General features: G+C 64.3%; 27 protein-coding genes. 17 read left to right on the top strand and 10 right to left on the bottom strand.

Annotated elements, in window-relative coordinates; translation table 11 throughout:
* Positions 1–144: 144 nt before the first annotated feature.
* Positions 145–840 carry a winged helix-turn-helix transcriptional regulator gene (locus ABSY17_RS17820; protein WP_378943557.1) on the bottom strand — a complete coding sequence of 232 codons (696 nt, stop codon included), beginning with the start codon at positions 838–840 and terminating at the stop codon, positions 145–147.
* 178 nt (positions 841–1,018) lie between these two features.
* Here ABSY17_RS17820 and ABSY17_RS17815 point away from each other — a divergent pair, with 178 nt between their 5' ends.
* The 7 genes from ABSY17_RS17815 to ABSY17_RS17785 all read left to right on the top strand — a co-directional run bounded on the left by ABSY17_RS17815 (position 1,019) and on the right by ABSY17_RS17785 (position 8,123).
* On the top strand, positions 1,019–1,345 hold the full coding sequence (locus ABSY17_RS17815) for a DUF1330 domain-containing protein (RefSeq protein WP_378943555.1): 327 nt from the start codon (positions 1,019–1,021) through the stop codon (positions 1,343–1,345).
* Positions 1,346–1,633: 288 nt separating this feature from the next.
* Positions 1,634–2,866, top strand: coding sequence for a peptidase T (pepT, locus tag ABSY17_RS17810; RefSeq protein ID WP_378943553.1), 1,233 nt, complete (start codon positions 1,634–1,636; stop codon positions 2,864–2,866).
* A gap of 64 nt (positions 2,867–2,930) precedes the next feature.
* Positions 2,931–3,692, top strand: coding sequence for a DNA repair protein RecO (recO, locus tag ABSY17_RS17805; RefSeq protein WP_378943551.1), 762 nt, complete (start codon positions 2,931–2,933; stop codon positions 3,690–3,692).
* An 85-nt stretch (positions 3,693–3,777) separates the two neighbouring features.
* The gene (locus ABSY17_RS17800; protein WP_378943549.1) at positions 3,778–6,465 is read left to right on the top strand and encodes a DUF2339 domain-containing protein; all 2,688 of its coding nucleotides are present in this window, start codon (positions 3,778–3,780) and stop codon (positions 6,463–6,465) included.
* Positions 6,466–6,709: 244 nt separating this feature from the next.
* On the top strand, positions 6,710–7,348 hold the full coding sequence (locus ABSY17_RS17795) for an outer membrane protein (protein WP_378943547.1): 639 nt from the start codon (positions 6,710–6,712) through the stop codon (positions 7,346–7,348).
* A 107-nt stretch (positions 7,349–7,455) separates the two neighbouring features.
* Positions 7,456–7,701: a type II toxin-antitoxin system VapB family antitoxin gene (locus tag ABSY17_RS17790; protein WP_378943545.1), complete on the top strand. Its 246-nt coding sequence runs from the start codon at positions 7,456–7,458 to the stop codon at positions 7,699–7,701.
* The gene (locus ABSY17_RS17785) at positions 7,698–8,123 is read left to right on the top strand and encodes a type II toxin-antitoxin system VapC family toxin (protein ID WP_378943543.1); all 426 of its coding nucleotides are present in this window, start codon (positions 7,698–7,700) and stop codon (positions 8,121–8,123) included. The genes ABSY17_RS17790 and ABSY17_RS17785 overlap by 4 nt, the downstream gene beginning before the upstream one ends.
* 20 nt (positions 8,124–8,143) lie before the next feature.
* On the opposite strand, the gene ABSY17_RS17780 is transcribed toward ABSY17_RS17785, so the two are convergent.
* Positions 8,144–9,385, bottom strand: coding sequence for an MFS transporter (locus ABSY17_RS17780; protein WP_378943541.1), 1,242 nt, complete (start codon positions 9,383–9,385; stop codon positions 8,144–8,146).
* Positions 9,386–9,639: 254 nt separating this feature from the next.
* Here ABSY17_RS17780 and ABSY17_RS17775 point away from each other — a divergent pair, with 254 nt between their 5' ends.
* From ABSY17_RS17775 to ABSY17_RS17760, 4 genes are all read left to right on the top strand, one after another.
* Entirely contained in the window at positions 9,640–10,158 is a 519-nt protein-coding gene (locus ABSY17_RS17775; protein ID WP_378943539.1) for a sigma-70 family RNA polymerase sigma factor, read from the top strand.
* Positions 10,155–10,943, top strand: a complete 789-nt coding sequence (locus tag ABSY17_RS17770) for an anti-sigma factor family protein (RefSeq protein WP_378943537.1) — start codon at positions 10,155–10,157, stop codon at positions 10,941–10,943. Before ABSY17_RS17775 ends, ABSY17_RS17770 begins: the two co-directional genes overlap by 4 nt.
* Before the next feature lie 525 nt (positions 10,944–11,468).
* Positions 11,469–12,575 (top strand): peptidase C39 family protein, encoded by a 1,107-nt coding sequence (locus ABSY17_RS17765; RefSeq protein WP_378943535.1) that lies wholly within the window; start codon positions 11,469–11,471, stop codon positions 12,573–12,575.
* A complete protein-coding gene (locus ABSY17_RS17760; protein WP_378943533.1) occupies positions 12,572–14,032 on the top strand; it encodes a RimK family protein in 1,461 nt (486 codons plus the stop codon). The genes ABSY17_RS17765 and ABSY17_RS17760 overlap by 4 nt, the downstream gene beginning before the upstream one ends.
* 77 nt (positions 14,033–14,109) lie before the next feature.
* On the opposite strand, the gene ABSY17_RS17755 is transcribed toward ABSY17_RS17760, so the two are convergent.
* Positions 14,110–14,865, bottom strand: coding sequence for a TSUP family transporter (locus tag ABSY17_RS17755; protein WP_378943531.1), 756 nt, complete (start codon positions 14,863–14,865; stop codon positions 14,110–14,112).
* 227 nt (positions 14,866–15,092) lie between these two features.
* Here ABSY17_RS17755 and ABSY17_RS17750 point away from each other — a divergent pair, with 227 nt between their 5' ends.
* Entirely contained in the window at positions 15,093–15,719 is a 627-nt protein-coding gene (locus tag ABSY17_RS17750; RefSeq protein WP_378943529.1) for a glutathione S-transferase family protein, read from the top strand.
* 53 nt (positions 15,720–15,772) lie between these two features.
* On the opposite strand, the gene ABSY17_RS17745 is transcribed toward ABSY17_RS17750, so the two are convergent.
* The gene (locus ABSY17_RS17745; protein ID WP_378943527.1) at positions 15,773–16,390 is read right to left on the bottom strand and encodes a hydrolase; all 618 of its coding nucleotides are present in this window, start codon (positions 16,388–16,390) and stop codon (positions 15,773–15,775) included.
* On the bottom strand, positions 16,390–17,244 hold the full coding sequence (locus tag ABSY17_RS17740; RefSeq protein ID WP_378943525.1) for a YgfZ/GcvT domain-containing protein: 855 nt from the start codon (positions 17,242–17,244) through the stop codon (positions 16,390–16,392). The genes ABSY17_RS17745 and ABSY17_RS17740 overlap by 1 nt, the downstream gene beginning before the upstream one ends.
* Positions 17,245–17,325: 81 nt before the next feature.
* On the opposite strand from ABSY17_RS17740, the gene ABSY17_RS17735 reads away from it, so the two are divergent.
* Positions 17,326–18,657 carry a dihydroorotase gene (locus tag ABSY17_RS17735; RefSeq protein WP_378943523.1) on the top strand — a complete coding sequence of 444 codons (1,332 nt, stop codon included), beginning with the start codon at positions 17,326–17,328 and terminating at the stop codon, positions 18,655–18,657.
* A gap of 565 nt (positions 18,658–19,222) precedes the next feature.
* On the opposite strand, the gene ABSY17_RS17730 is transcribed toward ABSY17_RS17735, so the two are convergent.
* The 4 genes from ABSY17_RS17730 to ABSY17_RS17715 form a co-directional block, all read right to left on the bottom strand.
* The gene (locus ABSY17_RS17730; RefSeq protein WP_378943521.1) at positions 19,223–19,987 is read right to left on the bottom strand and encodes a hypothetical protein; all 765 of its coding nucleotides are present in this window, start codon (positions 19,985–19,987) and stop codon (positions 19,223–19,225) included.
* 116 nt (positions 19,988–20,103) lie between these two features.
* The gene (locus tag ABSY17_RS17725) at positions 20,104–20,361 is read right to left on the bottom strand and encodes a hypothetical protein (protein ID WP_378943519.1); all 258 of its coding nucleotides are present in this window, start codon (positions 20,359–20,361) and stop codon (positions 20,104–20,106) included.
* Positions 20,362–20,494: 133 nt separating this feature from the next.
* Complete coding sequence (locus ABSY17_RS17720; RefSeq protein WP_378943517.1) at positions 20,495–20,872, bottom strand: TIGR02301 family protein; 378 nt, start codon at positions 20,870–20,872, stop codon at positions 20,495–20,497.
* A 48-nt stretch (positions 20,873–20,920) separates the two neighbouring features.
* Positions 20,921–21,343, bottom strand: a complete 423-nt coding sequence (locus ABSY17_RS17715) for an NUDIX hydrolase (protein ID WP_378943515.1) — start codon at positions 21,341–21,343, stop codon at positions 20,921–20,923.
* Positions 21,344–21,450: 107 nt separating this feature from the next.
* On the opposite strand from ABSY17_RS17715, the gene ABSY17_RS17710 reads away from it, so the two are divergent.
* A complete protein-coding gene (locus ABSY17_RS17710; RefSeq protein WP_378943513.1) occupies positions 21,451–22,230 on the top strand; it encodes an SOS response-associated peptidase in 780 nt (259 codons plus the stop codon).
* Positions 22,231–22,250: 20 nt separating this feature from the next.
* Positions 22,251–22,871 carry a LysE/ArgO family amino acid transporter gene (locus tag ABSY17_RS17705; protein ID WP_378943511.1) on the top strand — a complete coding sequence of 207 codons (621 nt, stop codon included), beginning with the start codon at positions 22,251–22,253 and terminating at the stop codon, positions 22,869–22,871.
* On the opposite strand, the gene ABSY17_RS17700 is transcribed toward ABSY17_RS17705, so the two are convergent.
* Positions 22,854–23,006, bottom strand: a complete 153-nt coding sequence (locus ABSY17_RS17700) for a transcriptional regulator (RefSeq protein WP_378943509.1) — start codon at positions 23,004–23,006, stop codon at positions 22,854–22,856. The genes ABSY17_RS17705 and ABSY17_RS17700 overlap by 18 nt on opposite strands.
* 362 nt (positions 23,007–23,368) lie before the next feature.
* Between ABSY17_RS17700 and cysS the strand changes: the two genes are divergently transcribed.
* The gene (gene cysS, locus ABSY17_RS17695) at positions 23,369–24,790 is read left to right on the top strand and encodes a cysteine--tRNA ligase (protein ID WP_378952816.1); all 1,422 of its coding nucleotides are present in this window, start codon (positions 23,369–23,371) and stop codon (positions 24,788–24,790) included.
* 48 nt (positions 24,791–24,838) lie between these two features.
* Positions 24,839–25,219, top strand: a complete 381-nt coding sequence (locus tag ABSY17_RS17690; protein ID WP_378943507.1) for a VOC family protein — start codon at positions 24,839–24,841, stop codon at positions 25,217–25,219.
* The last annotated feature ends 11 nt before the right edge of the window (positions 25,220–25,230 follow it).

Here is a 25,230-nt window from a genome sequence, read left to right as displayed (position 1 = left end):
CTATTGTGAGATGAGGCTCGAGTTCCCGCACTGAGGCCCTTTCGATCTGAAGGCCGGACGCAACACAGTCAGTTCGGCCCTCCGCCGACGGCATCAACCTTGATCACTCGAACTTTCCGCACCGATCGCTCTGGGTGATCGTGCCTATGCAGCGACGCGTTTTGGTTCAACCGCAAACGGGCTGAGCCCAAGCCATGTCTGCATGGAGCCGGCCAGCCCACGGTCTCCGGTCAGGACGACTTTCCCGCGTTCCTTGGCGACCGTGGTCAGTCCCATCCAGATCGAGGTCATCGTGCGCAGGTCGCTCGACACATAGAGATCGACATCGAAACCCGGATCGGACCAGCAAAGATCAACCTCACCATGCGGTTCGACGACCAGCCACCAGAACCGTTTGGAGAGCGGTAGCTCCGGATACAGAAACTGTATCACCGTGCGCCTGTCGGGTAGCGGCAAGGGGTTCAGATTGCGCCGCATATCCCACATCAGCAGCGACGGATCTAGATTCTTGAGCGATTGTCTGGCCTCGACCCATCTCTGCCCCCAAAAGCCCATCGCTTCGATGACTTGGCGAAGATCCCTTCCGGACTCGGTCAGGTGGTATTCGTAGACGCCAGCCTCCGACTTCAGCGCCCGACGTTCGATGATCCCGTCCGCTTCCAACTCCTTCAATCGTTGCGACAGAAGGGTTGGCGACATTTTCGGAACGCCGCGCCGCAAATCATTGAAGCGTGTTGTGCCAGCGACGAGTTCGCGCAACAGCACCATTGTCCACCGCGAACACAGCATTTCAGCGGCCATGGCCAGCGGGCAGAACTGCTTGTATCCAGCCTGGGTCATTTCGGTATCCTCGAAATGGTTGATACTGGACGCTATGCCTAAATCCCCCCTTCAGCCAGTCCAGAAGCCGTACCGGCCGCTCCAGTTTCCGGACTGGAGGCCTGGCACGCTTTCCTGTGAGGTATGGAGACGGTCACGGAACACCCCGTGTCTGTCAAACCAAACAGGAAAGAAGACAATGTCAGCCTATTTGATCGCAGACATCAAAGTGACGAACGATGGTTGGGTTCCGGAGTACGCGGCTTCGGTTCATGAATTCGTGCACAAGCACGGCGGCAAATATCTGTCGCGCAGCGGCAATGTGAAGACCCTTGAGGGGCAGCCTCTCGAGACTTCGCTCATTGCCATCCTGCAATTCCCGACGGCGCAACATGCGATGGCCTTCGTCAATGACCCAGGCTACGCGCCTTTCATGATGGCACGCCAGAGAGGCAGCGAAAGCCGCTTCCAGTTGATCGACGACACCGATCTCGCTGGTACGCTCTCCTACCTGCCCAAGGGCTAAACTCGGTCTTCAAATGTCGGGACAGGCCATATGCAGGGGAGGCAAACATTGCCTCATCTCATTGCCTGTCCCGATCGAAGAAGTTGCGATCACGTCACGTCACGTTGCGGACGGGTGGGAATGATGGCCCGAATGTGACGATCAATTTCTTCTTGTGCTGCTGCTCGATAATCAGCAACGGCTCGAATGCTGGCTTCCGCTGGCACAACGCCTCGGTCCCGCAAAACGCATTCACGCCGGCCGTTGCGGAGGCTATAGCAGGGCAACGCCGCTGAATTGGAGCTTGCCATGACCGACACCGTGACCGACCGTTTCCTGCGCTATGTCGTCATCGACACCCAATCGGACCCGAAATCCCAGGCGCAGCCGTCGACCGACAAGCAGAAGAATCTCGGCCGCGTGCTGGTCGGCGAACTGCTGGCCATGGGGCTCAATGATGCGCATCTCGACGAGCACGGCTATGTCTATGCGACCATTCCGTCGAATGTCGACAAGCCGGTGCCGGTCATCTGCTTTTGCTCGCACATGGACACCGCGCCCGATTTCACCGGCACCAACGTCAAGCCGCAGGTCCTGCGCAACTATGCCGGCGGCGACATCGTGCTGCCGGGCAATCCCGAGCGGGTGATCAAGGTCAGCGAGCATTCGGAACTGAAGAACCAGATCGGCAACGACATCATCACCACCGACGGCACGACGCTGCTGGGCGCCGACGACAAGGCGGGCATTGCCGAGATCATGGCTGCGGCGCAGGTCCTGGTCGACAATCCAGATATCCGCCACGGCACGATCAAGATCCTGTTCACGCCGGACGAGGAAATCGGCCGGGGCGTCGACAAGGTCGATTTCGAAAAGCTCGGGGCCGACTTCGCCTACACTATGGACGGCGAGACGGCCGGCACCCTCGAGGACGAGACCTTTTCGGCCGACGGCGTGGAGATCAGGATCCAGGGCGTGGCGATCCATCCCGGCTTCGCCAAGGGCCGGATGGAGAACGCCATCAAGATCGCCGGTGCCATCATCGACCGGCTGCCGAAGGATCAAGCGCCGGAGACGACCGACGGCCGCCAGGGCTTCGTTCATCCGACCGGGGTGACCGGCTCGCTCGACAGCGCCACCATCAGCCTGATCGTCCGCGATTTCCGCGACGAGGGCCTCGCCGAGAAGGAGGCCATGCTCGAGGCGATCGTCAAGGACGTCATGAAGGGTTTTCCCGGCTCGACGTACGGCTTCGAGGTCAAGCACCAGTACCGCAACATGAAGGTGGTGCTCGACCGCCATCCCGAGATCGTCGACAACGCGCTGGAGGCCATCCGACGTGCCGGCATGGAGCCGGTGCGCGGCAGCATCCGCGGCGGTACCGACGGTTCGCGGCTGTCTTTCATGGGACTGCCATGCCCCAACATCTTTGCCGGCGGCCACGCCTTCCACTCGCCGCTCGAATGGGTCAGTCGCCAGGACATGGAGAAGGCGGTGGCGACCATCGTCGAACTGGCCAAGGTCTGGGAAGAGCGGGCCTGATCGCGGGGAGCGCCCGCGCGCCATAGTTCTTGATTTCGCCGCCCAACCGGCTGATGGTCCGGCCATGGAGTGGCGCGACGAAGGAATCATCCTTGGCACCCGCAGGCACGGCGAAACCAGCGCCGTGCTCGAGGTGATGACGCGTGCGCATGGCCGGCATCTGGGCATGGTGCGCGGCGGCCGCTCGCGCAAGCAGCAGCCGGTGCTGCAGGCCGGCAACCGCGTCGACCTGGTCTGGCGGGCGCGGCTCGACGAGCATCTCGGCACCTTCCAGGCCGAGCCGATCGAGCTCAATGCGGCACGGCTGATCGACAGTGCCGTTGCCGTCTATGCGCTGCAGACGCTGGCCGCGCATCTGAGGCTCCTGCCGGAGCGCGACCCGCATGCCGGCCTCTACGAGACATTGGCGATCATGATCGAGCATCTCGACGACGCCGACAGCGTCGGCGAACTGGTGGTGCGGTTCGAACTCCTGGTGCTGGAAGAGCTCGGCTTCGGCCTCGATCTTACGGAATGCGCGGCCACCGGCAGCCGCGAGGAGCTGACCTATGTGTCGCCGAAATCGGGGCGTGCCGTGTCGCGCGCAGCCGGCGAGCCGTGGCGAGACAAGCTCTTGTCTTTGCCTGTGTTCCTGCGGCAGGGCGCACGGCAGGGGGCTGATCTGGCAGCGGTCGAGGATGCGTTCCGGCTGACCAGCTTCTTTTTTGCCCGCCATGTCTATGAGCCACGCGGCATGAGCGCGCCCGAAGCGCGGGCCGGGATGATGACGGCGCTCAGGAAATACTACGCCGCCCGCGCCATTTCCCACGGAGGGACGGCCGCATGAGGGAAGTCGAGCTTTTCCTTGGCCATTCTTCTCTGCCTGGCCCGGGCGCTATATGCTGAGCCGGGCGATCTGAGGGGAACTGGCCATGTTTGAGAGCCTTCTCGGCATTGTCGCGATCGTTGTGCTGCTTGTCATTGCCTCCCGGCAGCAGAAGCGGCTCAACCTGCTCGAACGCGAGCTGGGGGCGTTGCGCGGTCTGGTGCTGTCGGGCGTTGTGCCCGCGCCTAAGGCGGAGCAAGGCCAAGCAGCGGCCGGTGTCGCATCGCCCGAGGCGCCAGCGGCGACGGTCGCCGAGATCGTGCCTGCCGCCCTGCGCGCGGAACCAGCTGCTGCAGCAGCCGAAGCGGCCGAGCCGGCCGCGGCCGGAACGGCTCTCCTCGAGGCGTCCGAGGCGGCGACCGCCGAACCGGCTCCAAGACCCGACATCGAGACTGCGCTCGGCACGCGCTGGGCGGTCTGGGTCGGCGGACTGGCGCTGGCCATCGGTGCCGTGTTCCTGATCCGCCATTCGATCGCATCCGGCTTCTTCGGACCCGGCGCGCGCCTGACCATGGCAGCAGCGCTCGGCCTGGTGCTGGTCGGCGGCGGCGAGTTCATACGCCGCACCGGCTACCGCGTGCCGGTCGAGGGCGGCGGCAGCGCCTATATCCCGGCGATCCTGACGGCGGCGGGCGCATTTGCCCTGTTCGGCACGGTCTATGCCGCGCATGGGCTCTACGGCTTCATCGGTCCAGGGGCGGCCTTCGTTCTTTTGGGCATCATCGGCGTTGCCACCATTGCCGCGGCCCTGGCGCACGGACAGGCGCTGGCCGGTCTCGGCCTGCTCGGTGCGATGCTGACGCCGGCGCTGATTTCGTCCACAGCCCCCAACATCTGGGCGCTGTTCGGCTACCTCGCCATCGTGCTGGCTGCGACGGCGGCGGTGGCGTGGACACGCCGGTGGTCGCTGTTGATGGGGGCGGCCTTCGTCGGCACCGGCCTGTGGACGCTGCTCTATCTCGCCGACGCGCCGCTGGCCAACTTCACGGTCGTCCTGTTCATCAGCGCGGCGACACTTTTGGTGCTCGCACTGCTCTGGCTCGGACGCGGCCACGAACCGGACGATGCCGCACTCGACTGGCCGTCTTTTGTGCCCGCCTTCTTCGTCGCGGTGACGGCGCTGATGCTGTTCATTCATCCGACCTATGTCGTGCTTGGCGGACCGCTGCGCGGAGCGGCACTGTTGCTCGGCTTGCTGGCGGTTGCGCTCTACCGCCCGTCCGCGCTGGCGCTACTTTTCGCGGCGGGAAGTGCCGTGGTGCTGGTCTATCTGCGCAACGCGGTTGGCGGCACCTTCGAACTCGACCTGCCGATCGGCAGCCTGACGGTGGAGGGCCTGCCGATCGAGCTGGCCGGTTCGACGCTGACGCGGATCGGCTGGGTGCTCGGGCTGGTCTTTGCCGGCGCGGGTTTTTGGAACGCGCGGCGCATGCAGGTTTCCGCGCCCTGGCGTGCCGCAGTCTGGACCGGCTGGGGCGTGGCCGTGCCGCTGGTCATACTGTTCTCGCTGTGGTTGGCCTATGGCAATCCCGACCGCGACCTGGTCCGGGCGTTGATCGCGGCTGCAATGGTGGTGGCGTTCGCGGCCGGCGGCGAGTGGCTGGCGCGGGGCGAAGAGCCGCCGCTGCAGGGTGGGCCAGCGGTTTCCTTCGCGCTTGGCGGGGCAGGGGTGGCGCTGCTGGTCGCGCTGCACATGGGTTTCGGCTCAGGCCTGACCACCGTGCTGCTCGGCGCCTCGGCGGTGCTGCCGGCGCTGGCCACCCGGCTGCGCGCCTATCCGGTGCTCGGCTGGCTGAGCGTTGGCGCCGCGGTCGCGGTGCTGGTGCGCGTTGCCTTCGATCCGACCATCGTCGGCGCAAACGCGCTCGGCCGCACGCCGGTGTTCAACTGGCTGCTATCAGGCTACGGCATCCCGGCGCTCGCCTTCGGCTTCGCCGCCTGGCAGTTGGCCCGCACCACAGGTGGCCGGCCGCGGCTGGTGATGGAGGCAGTGGCCGCACTGTTTGCGCTGTTGACGGTGGCGATGCTGGTCAGGCATGCGATGAATGTCGGGGTCATCACCGCCAATACACCGACGCTGGCTGAGCAGGCGATCTACACGCTGATCACGCTTGGCGGCGCGGGCATCATGGTGGCGCTCGACATGCGCGCGCCAAGTTCGGTGCTGCGCTACGGCTCGCTCGGCCTGGGCGTGCTATCGGTGCTCGCCATCCTGGCCCAGCACTTCCTCGTGTTGAACCCGCTGTTCACGGACGAGGGCACGGGGCGGATCCCGTTCTTCAACCTTCTGTTCCTGGCCTATCTGCTGCCGGCGGTGGCTGCCGGTGCGCTGGCGCTCTACACGCGGGGGAAGCGGCCGCCATGGTATTCGGCGATGCTGGCTCTGGTCGCCATCCTGCTCGTCTTTGCCTATGCCACGCTGTCGCTGAGGCGGCTGTTCCAGGGCGAACATATCGGACTGTGGGCCGGACTCGGTCAGGTCGAGACCTATTCCTATTCGGCGCTGTGGCTTGCCATGGGCGTCGCCCTGCTGGTTGCCGGCGTGACGCTGAGATCGCAGGTGCTGCGCGTCGCCTCGGCGGCGCTGATCTCGATCGCCGTCGCCAAGGTCTTCCTGTTCGACATGTCCGAACTTCAGGGCGTGCTGCGCGCGCTGTCCTTCATCGGGCTGGGCGGGGTGCTGATCGGCATCGGGCTGTTCTACCAGCGCCTGCTGTCGCGGGCGGCGCGGTAGATCTTCTTCCGCGCATTAAGTCATTGTTAAGCTTACTGGAAGATTGCCGGCCAATTTCCGATTTTATTCAAATTGCGCCATGTTTCGGCAATGGATTGGAGCCAAGTTCCGCTCGCGCCAATGACATGGCGCACGGGATTCGTTCCGGCGTGTTTCTTTTTCCCGATGCCGCCGTTCCGATACCCGTCAACGGGTCGCAAAGCCTTTGGCCGCGCGGCTCCAAGCAATTTCGGAGCATTCAATCATGTCCAAGCGGCATCTGTTTTTCGTCATGTTCGCTGGCCTTGTGCCTTTCACCGCGCCGGCCGCCGCAATCGCGGCGGACATGGCGTCCGGCTACTATGAGCAGTCGGATTCGTCCGGCGCCCATGACTGGTCCGGCGTATATGCCGGCGGCAATGTCGGTATCTCGAACGCCGATATCCCCAACCCGCTGTCCAAGAAGACCGGCTGGCAACTCGGCGGCCAGGCCGGCATGAACTTCCAGTCCGGCCAGGTCGTCTATGGCGCCGAGGTGGACGGCAGCTACTCGACCGGCACGCGCCACAAGATCGGCGGCGGCGCAGAACTCGAGCGCCACTGGGATCTGGCGGCCAAGGCGCGCGCCGGCGTCGCGTTCGACCGCACCCTCGTCTTCGGCACGGCCGGTTATGGCGTCACCAAGTTCGACGCCAGGCGCAACGTGACCTCCGGCTCCAACTGGGAAGGCGGTCTGCTGCTCGGCGCTGGCGTCGAGCAGGCGCTGACCGACAAGGTCTCGGCCAAGGTCGAATACAACCATGTCGACTACGGCAAGGTGCGCTCGGACGTCGTCGGCGGGGGCCGGAATGTCAAGGAACTCGACAGCAACACGCTGAAGGCCGGCCTGAACTACAAGTTCTAGCGCCAGCAGCCTTGTGTCGAAGGCGGGCTTGCGAGCCACGCCCGCTTTCGATGCGATTGAACGTGTATGCGTCAGGGCGCATCTGAATATCCAGAAGGGATATTCAGATGCCGCTCTATATCCGCGACAATGAAGTCGACGCCCTGGCTGCTGAGTTGCAGGCCGTCTCCGGCGCTGCGAGCAAGACCGAGGCGGTGCGCACCGCGCTTCTGCACAAACTTGAGCGCAATCGCGCCAAGGTGCCGCTGGCAGAACGGCTGGCCAGGCTGCAGGCAAGGGCTACCGAGATCGGCCTGCCCAATCGCCAATTCGACATGAAAAGGTTCAGTGATGAGATGTGGGGCGATGAGTGATGTTCGTCGACGCATCGGTGATCGTCGCCATCATCAACCAGGAGCCGGGTTGGGAAGAGCTGGTCAAGCGGCTCAGTGAGTTCGCCGGTGAGCGCAATGTCTCACCTATGGTGCGCTTCGAAGCGGTTGTGGCCGTGGCACGTGCAGCGGCCGAAGTGACCGGCAGCAAGACGACTCCGGACCTCGTCGCCAAGGCGTGGGAACTCTTCGATGGCTTCGTCACCGAAATTCAGGCGCGGGAACTGTCACTTTCGAGCGAGATTGGTTCCGCTGCCATCGAGGCAGGCACATGCTATGGCAAAGTGGTCGGCCATCCGGCCGGTCTCAATTTCGGCGACTACTTTGCCTATGCCTGCGCCAGGGCGTTGAAGACGGCGCTCCTCTACAAGGGCAACGACTTTTCCCAGACAGATCTGGCCTGAGCGTGGTTAGCCCTGCGGCGTTACTCCGCCGGAGCCAGCGCGAGCGGCCGTTCCACCGGACGCTCCTTGATCGGCCAGTGGACCGCGGCGGCAAACAGGCCGAGCGCCACGCCCAGCCACCAGACCGGGTCGTAGCTTCCGAAATGGTCGTAGAGGTAGCCGCCGAGCCAGACGCCGAGGAACGAGCCGATCTGGTGGGAGAAGAAGACGATGCCGCCGAGCATGCCGAGATGGCGGGTGCCGAACATGATGGCGACGAGCCCGTTGGTCGGCGGCACGGTCGACAGCCACAACAGACCCATGATGATGGCAAAGACGATGACGCTGGTCGGCGTCTGCGGCAGCAACAGGAAGGCCGCCACCAGCGCCGAGCGGGCCAGATAGATCCAGGCGAGGAAATGCGGCTTGGAGTATTTCTGGCCGATGATGCCCGAGGCGAGCGAGCCGATGATGTTGAAGAAGCCGATCAGCGCCAGCGCGATCACCGCATAGCGGGCATCGATGCCGATGTCGCGGATATAGGCTGGGAAATGGGCGGTTATGAAGGCGACCTGGAAGCCGCAGACAAAAAAGCCGGAGACCAGCAACAGGTAGCTCTTGTGGGCGAAGGCTTCCGACAGTGCCTGCCCAAGCGTCTGGTCGATTTCGGCCAGCGAAACCTTGCCTGAACGGGAGTTGCCGGCAAGCGGGATGGCAAGGACCGGGATGACCAGCATGGCGACGGACATGTAGACCAGCGTGTCCGACCAGCCATAGGCGTCGATCAGCCCCTGGCTGATGGGGGCGAACAGGAACATGCCGGCGGAGCCCGCCGCGGTGCCGATGCCGAAGACCATGCTGCGCCGCTCGGGCGAGGTATGCCGGGCGAAGGCGGCGAGCACGATGCTGAAGGAGCCGGCGGCGACGCCGAGGCCGACCAGCACGCCGCCGCTGACATGCAGCATGGTGGCGCTGTCGGCGTGGGCCATCATGTAGAGGCCGAGCGCATAGAGCAAGGCGCCGAGCGTGAGCACGCGCCAACTGCCGAATTTGTCGGCGAGCGCGCCGAAGATCGGCTGACCGAGGCCCCAGAACAGGTTCTGGATCGCCATGGCGAGACCGAAGGTGGTGCGGTCCCAACCCTTTTCGGCAAGCATCGGCAACTGGAAGAAGCCCATGGCCGAGCGCGGACCGAAGGTCAGGGCTGCGATGAGGCAGCCGCAGGTGATGATCAGCCAAGGCACGCTAGAACCGGACCGGGTGTTCACAGCCGCTGCCGTCATCGCCGTTTCTCCTAAAGGAGCGGAGTTTTTATCCGATCCTCGGCGATCTTCACAATCAATAGGTTTTGGCCAATGCGTCAATGTTTCTGATGGTTCGGGAATAGAATCCAAGCGACACGCGTTAGTTGTATGCTCGGATGGCTGGGCCGGCAGGGAACCCCAAGCACGATGGGCGCTATCCGCGCGGCACTTGCGCCGCGCGGATAAGGCGCGTTCAATCGGCAAACAGCGAGGGTGACTTGCGATCGGCGGTCATGGACGAGAAGAAGGCAGCGATACTGGATGAAATTCCGCGCCTGCGCCGCTATGCGCGGGCGCTGTTGCGCGACCGCGATGCCGCCGACGACCTCGTCCAGGATTGCCTCGAACGCGCGCTCGTCCGTCTGGACAACTGGCGCACGGAGGAAAGCCCGAGGAAGTGGCTGTTTACGATCATGCACCATCTGTTCATCGACAACATGCGCAAGATCGGCCGCCGCGGCGAGGCCTCGATGCTGCCGATCGATGCCGACGAGGCGCTGGCGACGCCTGCCACGCAGGCCGAGAGCGTCGCCTCGCGCGAGATCATCAACGCCTTGCAGGCGATCAGCCCCGACCGGCGCGCAGCACTGGTGATGGTGGCGATCGAAGGTTTTTCCTATGCCGAGGCGGCCACGATGCTGGGTATTCCGGCGGGAACGCTGATGTCGCGCATCTCGCGTGGCCGTGAGGAGTTGCGCGCCCTGCTCGATGACCAGGCGCGGCGCAGGTCGATAAGGATCGTCGAGAGATGAATGCACGTCTCTACAGCGAACGTGACATCCACCTGGCGCTCGATGGCGAACTGCCCGAGGACGAACGCGCGGCATTCCAGGCCTGGCTCGAGGCCAATCCCGACATGAAGGCCAGGAGCCAGCGCTACGCTACCGACGATGCGATGTTGCGCGGTGTCTTCGACGGCGTGCTCGACGAGCCGGTACCGTTTCGGCTGGAGAGCGCCGTCAATGGCGATGCACCGAGCCGCAAGCCTGCATCGCAGCGTTGGCGCATGGCGGCGGCTGCGGCGGTGCTTGTGCTGCTTGGCGGGGTGGGCGGATACTTCCTCGGAGTGAACAACGCCGACGAGTCCGATGACCGCATGGCCGAGCTGGCGATATCAGCGCATCAGACCTTTGCCGCCGACCAGACGCGTCCTGTTGAGGTGGATGGCTCCGACAAGGCCTATTTGACGGGCTGGCTGTCCAAGCGAACGGGTCTCAAGCTGGTGGCACCCGATCTCAGCAGCGAGGGCTTCCAGTTGCTTGGCGGCCGACTGGTTCCTGCCGGCACCAGTACCGCGGCGCTGATGCTCTATGCCGATGACAAGGGCAACCGCATCTCGGTCTATGTCACCACTGAAGGCACCGAGCGTACCAAGGGCACCTACGTGCTAGAAGGCGGTGGACCGCAGGCGATCTACTGGCAGGACGAGGGTTATGGCTGTGCCATCGTCGGTACGCTGCCGTCGGATGTGTTGAGCGTGGTCGCCAAGGATGCCTACAGGCAATTGCTGGCGGGGGCGGGGATCACGCAGTCGTAAGCTGTGCCGCGTCGGGTGTGACGTCGGCGCGTCAAGTTGCCGGGGGCAGGTTTCCTGATGGCTCAGTGGCGCCTTGACCGTTACGGCATGGATTCCCGACACTCTCCGCTCGCGTTGCTCGCTCAAGAGGTCGGGAATGACGAGCTTGATGAGTTGTTTCCGTCAATCTTCGACGCCTGCGCCCGTGTAAACAGCCGACGTTGGAGGTTGGCGGGAACGCCCCCATTTTCCGTCATTCCCGACCTCGTGAGCGACCGTAGGGAGCGGAGAGTGTCGGGAATCCATGCCGTGGCGGCTGAGTAGCCACGGGCCTTCAGGAGCCGGGTAGGGCGCAATGAGCTTTCGATGCGCACGGCAGGCACTTCCCTGGGCATAAATACCCCCGAGAATTATATCCCCGACCACCCCTGCGCCATGTCACAATAAGGCCCGAATCGAGGCGTGACTGCGCTGCTATGCATGCGCATGAGCGCTTCGCAGGTTCCTTCAGGGCTCCTCCCGCCCAGCCGAGGTTCTCAGGTCCGCATGGCTGCCGACATTCGAACGGCCCGCGCTGAAGACGTCGATGCGCTCTGCGCCATCGAGAACGCCGTCTTTGAGGGCGACCGGATTTCGCGCCGCTCCTTCCGCCAACTGATCGACCACGAGACCGCCGAAGCGCTCGTCGCCGAATGCGAGGGCCGGGTTGCCGGATACGCCATGGTGCTGTTCCGCAAGGGCAGCGGCGTAGCTAGGCTCTATTCCTTCGCCATCGCACCCGATTTCGCCGGCAAGGGTATCGGCCGGCGCCTTCTGGATGCGGCCGAGCATGTCGCCTACGAGCATGGGCGCATGATGCTGCGCCTCGAGGTGCGCGAGGACAACGCCCGCGCCATCGGCCTCTACGAGCAGAACGGTTACCGCAGGATCGGGCACGAGGCCGACTACTACGAGGACGGCATGACCGCGCTGCGCTACGAAAAGACGCTGCGCGGCGACGTGCCGATCGCGACAAAAGTGCCGTTCTACGCCCAGACCTGCGATTTCACCTGCGGGCCCTGCTGCCTGATGATGGCGATGGCCAATTTCGACCGCAGCTTCGTGCCCGATCCTGTCATGGAAGTGCGGCTGTGGCGCGAGGCGACGACGATCTTCATGATGTCGGGGCCTGGCGGCTGCGAGCCGTTTGGATTGGCAGTCGCGGCACATGAGGCCGGGCTCGGCACCGAGATTTTCGTGTCGGCGGAGGGAGCGCTGTTCCTGCAGTCGGTGCGCAGTGAAGAAAAACGCCGGGTCATGGAACTGGCGCAGGCCGATTTTCGCAACCGCGCCGAAAAATACGCGATCCCGGTGACCTATCATCCGTTCGTGCTGGATGACATCAGGGCGCGGCTCGCCGAGGGCAGGCTGGCGCTGGTGCTGATCTCGGGCTTCCTGATGTTCGGCAAAAAGGTGCCGCACTGGGTGTTGGCCATCGGCGACGATGGTGGCCACATCCTGATCCACGACCCCTGGATCGAAGACGAGCAGCGCGAGACGGCGTCCGACGCGGCCAATATCCCCGTTCCCTACGATATCTTCATGCGCATGGCGCAATTCGGCCGCAATGGCCTGCGCGCCGCGATCATCCTCGGAAAGCCCGACAAGACATGACCTGGGTCATACTCACCGGCCGGCAAAGCGACCTCGACCAGACCGCGACGCCGCACAAGATCATCACCAACCGCGACTACCTTGCCCATCCGGCGCTGTTTCGCGGCCAGCGGCCGAAAGTCATCAACCTGTCCAACCGCTACGACTACCAGAGCCGCGGCTACTACGCCTCGCTGCTGGCCGGCTCGCGCGGACACAAGGTGATCCCGTCGGTCGAGACGATGATCGACCTGTCCGAGCGCAAGCTCTACGAGAACGCGCTACCGGAACTTGAGTTGGCGCTCAACAAGTGCCGCAAGGATCTGGGCGGCACGTTTCCGGCCAAGGTGACGGTCTTCTTCGGCATCGGCCCGTCCAAGGCCTGGGACCGCTTCGCCAAGCTTTTGTTCGACTGGTTCCGCGCGCCGGCCCTGGAAGTCACGATCAAGGATGGCGAGTGGGCCACTATCCACAAGATCGGTTTCGCAGCCCTCGGGCGGCTTGACGACGCCGACAAGAAGCGCTTCGTCGCCGCCCTCGACACTTACACCAGCCGCGAATGGCGCGACACCAAGGCGCGCACGCCGTCGCGCTACACCTTCGCCACGCTGATCGACCCCAACGAGCAATTGCCGCCGTCGCAGATCTCGTCGCTGCGCCACTGGGCCCGCATCGCCGAGAAGATGGGCGTCGAGGTCGAGCCGATCACCAGGAAGGACCTGGCCAAGCTTGCCAACTACGACGCGCTGTTCATCCGCGAGACGACGTCGATCTCCAACCACACCTACCGCTTCGCCCGCCGGGCCCAGCAGGAGGGCATGCCTGTTATCGACGACCCGCTGTCGATGATCCGCTGCACCAACAAGGTCTATCTCAACGAGTTGATGGCCCACAACAACGTGCCGGTGCCGCCGACCGTCATGATAGCGGGGCCAGCCGACCTGCAACTGGCGGCTGACACGCTCGGCTTTCCGCTGGTGCTGAAGATCCCCGACAGCTCGTTCTCGCGCGGCGTCAAGAAGGCGTCGGACTTCGAGGAGTTGAAGAGCCTCGCCACCGCCTGGCTCGAGGATTCCGACCTTTTGATCGCGCAGAAATTCATGCCGACCGACTATGACTGGCGCGTCGGCGTGCTTGGCGGCCAGCCGCTGTTTGCCGTCCACTATCTGATGGCCAAGAAGCACTGGCAGATCGTCAACCACAATGGCGGCGGCAAACCGGTGGAGGGCGGCATCAGGACCTTCACGCTGAAGGATGCGCCGGCCCACGTCATCGACACCGCCGTGCGCGCCGCGAGCTGCATCGGCGACGGGCTCTATGGTGTCGACCTCAAGGAGACCAAGGACGGCGTGTTCGTCATCGAGGTCAACGACAACCCCAATCTCGACCACGGCGTCGAGGATTCCGGCGAGAAGGACGAGGTCTGGGTGCGGCTGACGCAATGGTTCCTCGACCGGCTGGAGCGCAACGGGAAGTAGGGCCAAGGTCGACTTCCGTTGCGGAAGCCTTCGGGGGACGCGGGTTGCCGTTTGGGCGGTATGACGCCACCTGAACATCAGCCGCTGTTGCGAAGTCCCTGGACGATCAGAAGCAGGCCGCCCGCCACCACGACAACGTCGAGGATGGCGATGTGAGCGCGGTTGGTAAGGCCAGACGTCAGGCGTTTGGCGACGAAGGCGCCTGGGGTCGCGCAGACGCCGATGAGCAGCGCTAGCGCGACCGATGACAGGGGCAGGAAGCCGGAGGACTGGAATACCAGTATCTTGGCGAGGCCGAGCGTCATGGATATGCCGGCGTCGGTGGCGACCACAGCGGTGCCGCTGAGCCCGGCTGCGAGCAGGATGGTGATGAGCACGACACCTGAGCCGGCAGTGCCGCCGGCCAGCAGCCCGTAGCCAAGGCCAGCGGCATTCAGGCTCGCGCCATTCAGATGCCGCTGCCGACGCAGGAGCAGGCGGCGAAGCGGCACCAGCACAATGAGCACCGAGCCGATCAACAGTGTGATGCCGGGGCCTGAAAGCAGCGTGTAGCCATAGGCACCCGCAATACAGGCGGGAAAGGCGAAGCAGCCGACGGCCAGCGCCTTGCCACGGTCGAAATCGCTCCGGAAGGCGGCGAGGCGGCTTCCATTGGTCATCAATGCCGCGACGCTGATGATTGGAACGACGGCTTCGGGCCCGACGATCGGCAAGAGGACTGGCGGCAGAAGCAGGCCAGTGCCGTAGCCTGTGACACCGCCGATGGTCGCGGCGCCGAACGACACCGCAGCCACGACGAGATATTGCCACAGCGACACATCACCAAGGGTCACGACTCAGCCTCGCCCGATGCGGAATGGTTCATTCTTCTGGTGCAAACCCTACGCGGCCGCAACGGTTTGGTGACAGGGGCGCTCTAAGTTGCTGAATCTGCGCATCGTGCTTTCCGAAAATCGAATCTAATCTTCGGGCCGATGCGCTAAACAACTGGCGGAGCGACTTCTGGATCGGGATGTTGCCTCGTGTAGTATCGCTGGACCTGCGATCCGGAAGGCATCCCATGATTCTCATTGGCCAGTTCGACTCACCCTTCGTCCGCCGCGTCGGCATTGCGCTCAGGCTCTACGGCCTGCCCTTCAGGCATGAGCCATGGTCGGCCTTTGGCGATGCCGACAAGATCCGGGCCTACAATCCGCTGACGCGGGTGCCGACGCTGGTGCTCGACAATGGCGAGGTGCTGATCGAAAGCCACATCATCCTCGACTATCTCGACAGCCTGGCGCCCGCCGGTCAGGCGATGTTCCCCGCCGCCGAGCCGGCGCGCCACCAGGCGCTGAAGATCGCGTCTCTGGCGATGGGCGTGGGCGAAAAGGCAGTCAGCCTGTTTTACGAAAAGCGGCTGCACACGCACGTGTCGGAGGTCTGGGTCGAACGCTGCCGCACGCAGATATCGTCAGTTCTCGAAGTGCTTGAAGCGGAGCGCAGCAAGAGGAGCAGCGATTACTGGTTCGGCGACCGCATCGGCCATGCCGACATCGCCGTTGCCATGGTGCTGCGTTTCATCAACGATGCGCATCAAGGGCTTCTGTCGATGACGGATCTCCCGGCACTTGCCGCAGATGCCGCGCGGCTCGAGGCCATGGCACTATTCCAGGAGATCAGCCAGCCTTTCATCCCGCCGGCATAGGCATTTTTAGTGGAGCATGATCTTGCCCGAAAACCGGCGTCCACTTTTCGGGATCATGCTCTGCTCGCCCGCAGCTTCTCGATAGCCTCGAATCGCTCGAGGAACGCCTTCTGCACTCGGCTTGCTGGTTGCGGGGCAAGATCGAGCCCGTCGGGGGTGATGTTGCGCGGGCGGCCGAAGAACTGCGTCGCCTCGGCGACCGAGAAGCCGGCGAGTTGGGTCGCCTCGAAATAGGCCGCGATCTGGTCGGCGCGCTTGATGTCCTTCTTGAGGCCCAGGGCGATCGCAGCGGGGAGGCCGAAGCGCAGGTGGATGGCGCTCTGGAGCCGTTCTTCGCAGGACTTGTAGCCACCGCCGACGACCGACTTGAACGGCGAGATCATGTCGCCGATGACATATTCGGGCGCGTCATGGAGGAGAGCGAGTAGTTGCGCCTCGGGTGAGGCACCCGGCACGAACTTGCGGAAAATCTCCTCGACCAGCAGCGAGTGCTGCGCCACTGAATAGGCATGGTCGCCAAAGGTCTGGCCATTCCAGCGGGCGACGCGGGCGAGGCCATGGGCGATGTCGACGATTTCGACGTCGAGTGGCGAGGGGTCGAGCAGGTCGAGGCGTCGGCCCGACAGCATGCGCTGCCAGGCACGCGCCGGGGCGCCGGGACGGTCGCCCATCAGGCGTCTTCCGCGCTTGCGGCCTCCGGATAGGTGAAGCTCGCCCAGGCGGGGATTGCCGGTGTCACCGCTGCCTCGCCGGCGGTGATCTCGGCGCCCGCGTCGAGTGCCGCCTTGACACGGTCGATGCGGGCGATTGCGAGGCCGCGGGTGTCCGAGACCGAGCCGAGCGTGCCCACAACCTTGCCGCCGGAAACGAGGTCGGTGCCGGGTGCGGGGAGGGGCGAGGCGGCCGAGACGAGCAGGACGCGGCGGCGCGCGGTGCCACGATGCTGCATGCGCGAGACGACTTCCTGGCCGATGAAGCAGCCCTTCCTGAAGCCGACGCCGCCCGTCTGGTCGAGCAGCACGTCATGCGGGAAGGCATCGCCGAGCGCATAGTCGGAGCCGCTTTCGGCGACGCCGCTCACGATGCGGAAGGCGTGCCAGTCGGCCTCGGTGGCGTCGGACGTGGGTGCAGCGCCATAGTGGCGAAGGATCTGTGGCTGGAAGCGGCTGTCGCGGACAGTTGAATCGGCATGCGAGGCGGCTGAATCAGCTTGCCATGAAACAGCGATATCAGCTTGATCCTGCTTGGAAATGTCTGCCTTGGCGCGGAGCCGATAGAGCATCAGGCGGCGGACGAAATCGTCTGATATGTCGGCCCGGCATTCGAGGCGGAGCGCATTTTCGCCGCAGCGCGAGACCAGGAAATCGAACATGATCTTGCCCTGGGGGCTAAGCAATGCGCCGGGCTTGGCTTCTCGCTGGCCAAGCGCGCCGAGATCGACGGTCAGGATGTTTTGCAGGAAATGCTCTGCATCCGGCCCGGAAACGGCAATGACGGCGCGGTCTGTAAGACGGGTTGTCGGCATGGGCGAGGGCTAGCCTGATCTTGCATTTCGGAGAGCCATTACGTAAGCCGCTGGCAATTCCCACACAAGGGCAGGCGCGACATGGCAACGACCTACGATCTCATCCTCAAGGGCGGCACCGTCGTCAACCAGGACGGCACAGGCGTCCGCGACGTCGGCGTGACCAATGGCCGGATCGCAGCCATCGGCGACCTTTCTGCCGCTTCGGCCGGCGAGACGATCGACTGCCGCGGCCTGCACATCCTGCCCGGCGTGGTCGACAGCCAAGTGCATTTCCGCGAGCCGGGGCTGGAGCACAAGGAAGACCTTGAGACCGGTTCGCGCGCGGCGGTCCTCGGCGGCGTCACATCAGTGTTCGAGATGCCCAACACCAACCCGCTGACCACCAGCGAAGCAGCGCTTGCCGACAAGGTGAGCCGCGCCAGCGCGCGTATGCATTGCGACTTCGCCTTCTGGGTCGGCGGCACGCGCGAGAATGCCAAGGACGTCGCCGAACTGGAGCGCCTGCCGGGCGCTGCCGGCATCAAGGTGTTCATGGGTTCGTCGACCGGCGACCTGCTGGTAGAGGACGACGAGGGCGTGGCCTCCATCCTGCGCAACACGCGCCGCCGTGCGGCGTTCCACTCCGAGGACGAGTTCCGCCTGCGCGAGCGCCTCGGTGAACGCGTCGAGGGCGATCCGTCCTCGCATCCGGTCTGGCGCGACGAGATCGCGGCGCTCCAGTGCACCGAGCGGCTGGTGCGCATTGCCCATGAGACTCGCGCGCGCATTCACGTGCTGCACATCTCCACGGCAGAAGAGATCGCCTTCCTCGAGCACCACAAGGATGTCGCCACCTGCGAGGCGACGCCGCATCACCTGACCCTGTCGTCGGACGACTATGCGCGGCTCGGCAACCTGATCCAGATGAACCCACCGGTGCGGGCTCCCCGCCATCGCGACGGCGTCTGGCACGGCATCAGCCAGGGCGTGGTGGACGTGCTCGGTTCCGACCACGCGCCGCATACGCTGGAAGAGAAGGCAAAGCCCTATCCGGCCTCGCCTTCGGGCATGACCGGGGTGCAGACGCTGGTGCCGATCATGCTCGACCATGTGAACGCCGGTCGGCTGACATTGGAGCGCTTCGTCGACCTTTCGAGCCACGGCCCGAACCGCATCTTCGGCATGGCGCGCAAAGGCCGCATCGCCGCCGGCTACGATGCCGACTTCACCGTCGTCGACATGAAGCGCACCGAGGCCATCACCAACGCCCAGGCGGGCTCCAAGGCCGGCTGGACGCCCTATGACGGCAAGAAGGTCACCGGCTGGCCGGTCGGCACCATCATCCGCGGCACCCGCGTGATGTGGGAAGCTGAAATCGTCACGCCGTCGCAGGGCAGGGCGGTGGAGTTTTCGGAAGCAGTGGTGCGGTAGCACTTCTATCTGCCCTGGTGGGGCGGACCTCCGGGTGGGGCAGATGCCCGGTCGGCCAGTTCTGTTTTTCGGCCGGATCTGACTTCGGCGATTTCACGGCATGGATTCCCGACACTCTCCGCTCGTTCCTCGCTCACGAGGTCGGGAATGACGGATTGCGGGTTGCCCCGTCCCTGCCGGGATGTCTCGGCCAGCCCAAAATCCTCATGGTGAGCCTGTCGAACCACGGATTTTGGGCCAGCGACACGGAGCACGAACCCACGACCTAGCGCCCTCGTGGTTCGACAGGCTCACCATGAGGGCTACCGAGACCTCTCGACTATTCGTCAACGCTGATTGGCGGCTGCGCTCCTCGCACTCCGTCATTCCCGACTTCGTGAGCGAGTGAAACGAGCGGAGAGTGTCGGGAATCCATGCCGTGACGGGGGAGCATCGGGGGCAAATGGTACCCTACCACAGGCGCATCGCGCACCCGTGCCACTGAGCATTGATTCCGACTCGCGAAACCGCCCGTCAGCCGCCTCTAAGGGCTCCTTCTCCCGCAGGCGAGCAGAAGGAAAAAGAATCAATCGCCAGCGACGAAGAAGGCCCAGCTTCCCTCGGGCGTGATGCCCAGGCGGTAGAAGACATAGGCGCCGTATTGCTTCATGTCCTCGTAGTCGCCGGCCGTCACGATCTTGAACAGCTCGACCTTCTGGCGCGCGTCGAGCTTGTCGAGCGGGATGCCGAAGAAATAGGGCCAGACATAGAGGTCTTCCTCGGTGCCTTCGCCGAGGTGGACATAGCCCGCATTCAGAACCTCTTCCATGATGGCGAGGATTTCCTGGCCTTCGCCGTCGCCCGAAAGTCCCTTGATGAAAGCAATCGGGTCGCCTTCGATGTCGCCGAAGGACAGTTGCGGCATGTTCGAGCCCGTGCCGATCAGCGGCCTGAGCTTTTCGATGTCGCCGGTCTTGGCCGCCTCGACGAGCAGGTTGCGCATGCGGCTCACCGGCTCGGGCAGGCGGCTGAGGTCATGGACGATCTCGGGCAGAGGGCCGTCATTGTCGAGGTGCGGCGCGGCCGGGCCCGTGGCCTCGCCCGGTGCTGCATCCAGCGGCTCGTCCTGCTGGTCGGCGGGTAGCTCTTCGGCGTCGGTTGCCGACGGCTTCTGGATCGGGTCCGGCATCGGAACCGAGTTTTCGGGCATCGTCTCCGAGGTTGCCGGCTTGGGCGGGGTCACAGGCGCCGGGATCTCCTCGCGCTTGATCTCGCTGAGCGCGAGCGCCGAGGTCGCGTTGAGTGGGAGGATCAGGGTCGTTGCGAGGCCAAAGGCTGCAAATTTCAACATCGCGCGGGGCGCGAAAACAGTATGTGGCCGCATCAAAGCTACGCTCCGGGGATTCTCTAGGACGTGCCGGCAACATGCCGAAACCGTGCCGGCTCGTCAAAGAACCGGGGCGGTGCTCAATGTCGCAGGCGCAGCGGCTCGAACTCGCCGGCCTCAACGCGCGCGCGCATGCGATCGAGCAGCGCAATCGCCGCTTCCTCGCCATTGGCGGCGACGATTTCGGCAAAGGCAGTCGCGAGGGCGGCTTCAGCGATGATCTCCGGCTCGATGCCGGCGGAAAGGCCTTCCGCCCAAGCCTCGTTATGGCTCTCGACGGCGGTCAGGCGCTTTTCTTCCCTGACCAGGGCGTCGATGTCGCTTACGCTTTGTTCCATTTCGGTCTTTCACCCTGCCAAGCCGCCCGATGATTCGGGTCAACTTGAGCTATCCCTTTAATGTCCCGTTAAGACAACTAGCACAATCGGCCGTCGATGTACGGTCGGCAATGCCCGAACAGTAAATAGGTTGTTAATTACCGAAGCGCGAGGCGATGTCGCGGCTGAGCGTCTCGCCTTCCTTCATGTAGCGGGTGATCGCCTCGGTCGCGGACGGCGTACAGGCGGTGTAGGTGCCGTCGAAGGAACGGTATCCGCGATTGAAGGACGCGATGAAACGGGCGCGGCGCTCGGGCGAGGGGTTCTCGGCCTGGAGCAGCTTTTCCATCTCGTCGCGCCACTGCGTGCCCTTCTCGCCGCAGAGATTGCGCAGGAAATGCAGCGAACCCAGAACCTCGGCGAGGCGCATCAGGCCCGGCTCGAACGGCGCATCGACGGCGCGCGCCGGCCCCGAGAGGGCGGTGCTCGCGGCAAGCGCCATGGCAAGCATGAAGGTCGAAGCGCGGATCATAAGCTTTTGTGGCGAAACAATTGGTTGGCCGCAAGACGCAAGCGCCGGCTATCCCGGCAGATTTACCTGGCCGTCGAGCAGTTCGAGCACGATCTCCAGCGTCGAATCGGTCAGCGGCAGCCGCTCGATCTCCTCGAGATGGTGAAACGCCGCTTCGTCGGCGTCGTCGCCGCTGACGGGCTCGCCGCCGCTGTGGCGCGCGCCGAAGACGGTGAGTCGGTAGACCGAGGCCCCTTCGTCGCGGCTGTCGATGAGGATCTCGCGCAAGGGCACCAGCGCGCCGACCTCGATGCCGGTCTCTTCCATGAGCTCGCGCCGGGCCGCGTCCTCGAGCGTTTCGTCGGCCTCGACGCGTCCGCCGGGAAAGGCATAGAGACCCTTGGACGGCGCGCGACCGCGACGGACGAGCATGATCGCGCGGTCGCGCAGGACCGCGACTGAGACGGCGGGGACTATGTTTGCTTCGTTCATTTCACCTGCCTTGGCCGGGACCCGCCTGTCGATTGGCTCTGGACTGCTTTAACTGTTGCGGCGAGCGCGATCCATCGCCACTTTCAGTTCGAACAAGGATGTGAACCATGTGCGGACGAATAGCGGTCATTGCCTCGCCCGAAGAGGTGGCGGCCTTCACAGGCGTCGGCGATCTCGAGAGCTTTCCGCCGCGCTACAACATTGCGCCGACCCAGCCGATCCTGGTGGTGACGGCCGGGCCGCCACGGCCGCCGGGCTCCAACCTGCCCGACCGGGCCGCGCTGCTGGCGCGCTGGGGGCTGATTCCCGCCTGGACCAAGAACCCGGCCGACCTGCCGCTGCTGATCAATGCGCGGTCCGAAACGGCGATCGAAAAGGCGTCGTTCCGAAATGCGATGCGCCACCGGCGGGCGCTGGTGCCGGTGTCGGGCTTCTATGAGTGGAAGAAGCTGCCGGGCAACCGCCGTCAGCCCTATTGGCTCAGGCCGCGCAAGGGCGGGCTGGTTGCACTGGCCGGGCTGCTGGAAACTTGGGCCGAGCCGGGCGGCTCGGAGATCGACACCGCCGCGATCCTGACGACAGGCGCCAGCGCCGACATCATGCATATCCACGATCGCATGCCGGTGGTGATCCAGCCCGAGGACTTCGGCCGCTGGCTCGACTGCCGCACGCAGGAGCCGCGCGACGTCGTGGATCTGATGCGGCCGGCCCAGCCCGATTTCTTCGAGCAGATCCCGGTTTCCGAACTGGTCAACAAGGTCACCAATGTCGCGCCCGAGATCCAGGACCGGGTGGAGCCCCTGCCGGAAGCGGCGCCGGCGAAGGTTGCGAAGCCAAAGGCCGAAAAGCGTCAGTCCAGCGAAGATGGCCAGATGAAACTCTTTTAAGAAGCGTCTAGAAGGGCGGCGTGTCTACGCCAGTCCTCTCCGCCGCCCTTTCCGGTTTCCTGCTCGGTGCCTCGCTGATCATCGCGATCGGCGCACAGAATGCGTTCATCCTGCGGCAGGGGTTGCTCCGCCAGCACGTCTTCGTGTTGTGCCTGATCTGTGCGCTTTCCGACGCGCTGCTGATCGGCCTGGGCGTCGCCGGGCTCGGCACGCTTCTGGCGCAATCGCCGACGCTCATTTTCGTGGTGACCGCGGGCGGCGCGCTGTTCCTGTTCAGCTATGCGGGAATTGCCTTCCGTCGCGCGATGAAGCCCGAAGTGCTGCAGGCGGCCAAATCAGGCGAGGTACGCTTGTGGCCCGCAGTCGCCGCCTGCCTCGCCTTCACCTTCCTCAACCCGCACGTCTATCTCGACACGGTGGTGCTGCTCGGCGGCCTGTCGGCAGCCTATGAGGGCCAGGCGCGCCTGGCCTATGGCCTGGGCGCTGCAACGGCTTCGTTCGTCTGGTTCTTCGGGCTCGGCTATGGCGCTCGCCTGCTCGAGCCGGTCTTTGCCCGGCCGGCGGCTTGGCGCGTACTCGATCTGCTGATCGGTGCCGTCATGGCTGCGATCGGCCTTAGCCTCTCAAGCCGCCTTGTCTAGCTTGGCGGCCTCTTCCTTCTTCGGCGCGCAGATCAGCGCGGCGAGAATGGCGGCGGGGCCGATGGAGCGGTAATGCTTGGCGAGTTCGGCGTATTGGCTACGCGCTCGGTCTGCTTCGGCTTGCTTTTGTTTCATTGGTCTCTTCCCTAACGTCAGCTCTGATGAGAGCGGCTGGATGTGCTTGTCGATTGGGTCTTAATCGTGGCATGCGGGCGCTTCTAACCGGCAAATGTTTCACGACGGTGCCGACATGGCTAATAAACTGTTTCCGTGTTGCTTCCGGACCACGCGCGACCTTGAACTTTGATGAAGGGGCGTCTTGACGGCAACGAGGCTCAAGGCGATAAAGCAGCCGATGAAAACGTCATTCGCCATTTCCGGCATTTGCATTATTGGCTAGCGTTCGCGCTGGTCAGGACGTTTTCGCCTCATCTTCACACAAGACAGGTCAAACGCCCGGGCCAGCAGGCCAGGGGAGTTTTATGTCTGACTCAACGATGAAGTCCGATGCGTTCAAGGGCTTGCGCCTCACCAACACGCTGACGCGCACGAAGGAAGACTTCGTGCCGATAGATCCGCAAAACGTGCGGATGTATGTCTGCGGGCCGACCGTCTACGACTTCGCCCATATCGGCAATGCCCGCCCGGCGATCGTCTTCGACGTGCTGTTCCGCCTGCTGCGCTATGTCTATGGCGCCGATCACGTCACCTATGTGCGCAATCTCACCGACCTCGACGACAAGATCAACGCGCGCGCCCTGCGCGATTTTCCCGACCTGCCGCTGAACGAGGCGATCAGGCGCGTCACTGAAAAGACGGCTAACCAGTACCAGGCCGACGTCAAGGCGCTGGGCTGCCTTGAGCCCACCGTCGAGCCGCGCGCCACCGAGTTCGTGCAGCCGCGCGCCGATGGCCGCGCCGACATGGTCACCTTGATTCTGAGCCTCATCGAACGCGGCCATGCCTATGAAGCGGAAGGCGAAGTGCTGTTCGACACCGGTTCGATGGCAGACTACGGGCAGCTGTCGAGGCGCAATCTCGACGAACAGCAGGCCGGTGCGCGCATCGAGGTCGAGGCACACAAGAAGAATTCAGGCGACTTCGTTTTGTGGAAGGCATCCTCGCCGGACGAGCCGGGCTGGGACAGCCCCTGGGGCCGCGGCCGACCGGGCTGGCACATCGAGTGCTCGGCCATGGCGGCCGCCTATCTCGGCGACGTCTTCGACATCCATGGCGGCGGGCTCGACCTGATCTTCCCGCATCATGAGAACGAGATCGCCCAGTCGCGCTGCGCCCACGGCACCGAGGTGATGGCCAACTACTGGATGCACAACGGCTTCCTGCAGGTCGAGGGCCAGAAGATGTCCAAGAGCCTGGGCAACTTCTACTCGATCCACGAATTGCTGGCTACGGAGAATTTCGGCGGCCGCAAATGGCCGGGCGAGGTGCTGCGCTTGGCGATGCTGATGACGCATTATCGCGAGCCGATCGACTTTTCGGTGCGCAAGCTCGAAGAGGCGGAGAACACGCTGCGCAAATGGAAGCGCGCGGCCGACGCCGCAGGCGAGGCGGAAGGCGTGCTGCCCGATGCGCTGGTAGCAGCACTCAGCGACGACTTGGCAACGGCAACCGCCTTCCATGGCCTATCGCAGTTGGCCGGCGAGGCGGGCGGCAATGCGGAGGCGGCGGCAAGTCTCAAGGCGGCGCTACTGTTCCTGGGCTTTACGCTGGAGGCTGCCGAGGTGGACGAGGCTGGCGTGGCGGAGACGATCGCGCGGCGGCTGGAACTGATCAAGGCCAAGAACTGGGCCGAGGCGGACAAGATCCGCGACGAACTGCTGGCGCAGGGCGTGCAACTCAAGGACGGCAAGGATCCGGCGACAGGCGAACGCGTGACGACCTGGGAAGTGAAGCGGTAGTGTGATCTCTGTGGTGGGCGCGCAGCCCACAAAGGAGGAGTTCGTGCAATGATCGACCATACGGGCATTTCGGTTGCGGATTTCGACAGGGCCAGGGTGTTCTACGACAAGGCGTTCGCGCCGTTGGGCGCCTCGCTTTTGATGATGGTTCCGACCCAGCATACCGGCGGCGTCAAGGTCGGCGGCTATGGCCGTGAGCGGCCGGTGTTCTGGCTGCACGAGGCCGAGCCGGGCCCGGGGCGGCACTACGCGTTCACTGCGCGCAGCAGGGCCGAGGTCGATGCCTTCCACGCGGCGGCGCTGGCCGCCGGCGGCAAGGACAATGGCAAGCCGGGGCTGCGCCCGCACTATCATCCCAGCTACTATGGCGCCTTCGTCTTCGATCCCGATGGCAACAACATCGAGGCGGTCTGCCATGCGCCGGAATAAGGGGCCGATGC

The organism is Mesorhizobium sp. ANAO-SY3R2, from assembly GCF_042466635.1.
Lineage (GTDB): Bacteria > Pseudomonadota > Alphaproteobacteria > Rhizobiales > Rhizobiaceae > Aminobacter.
This window is presented reverse-complemented; position numbering and strand designations above follow the sequence as displayed.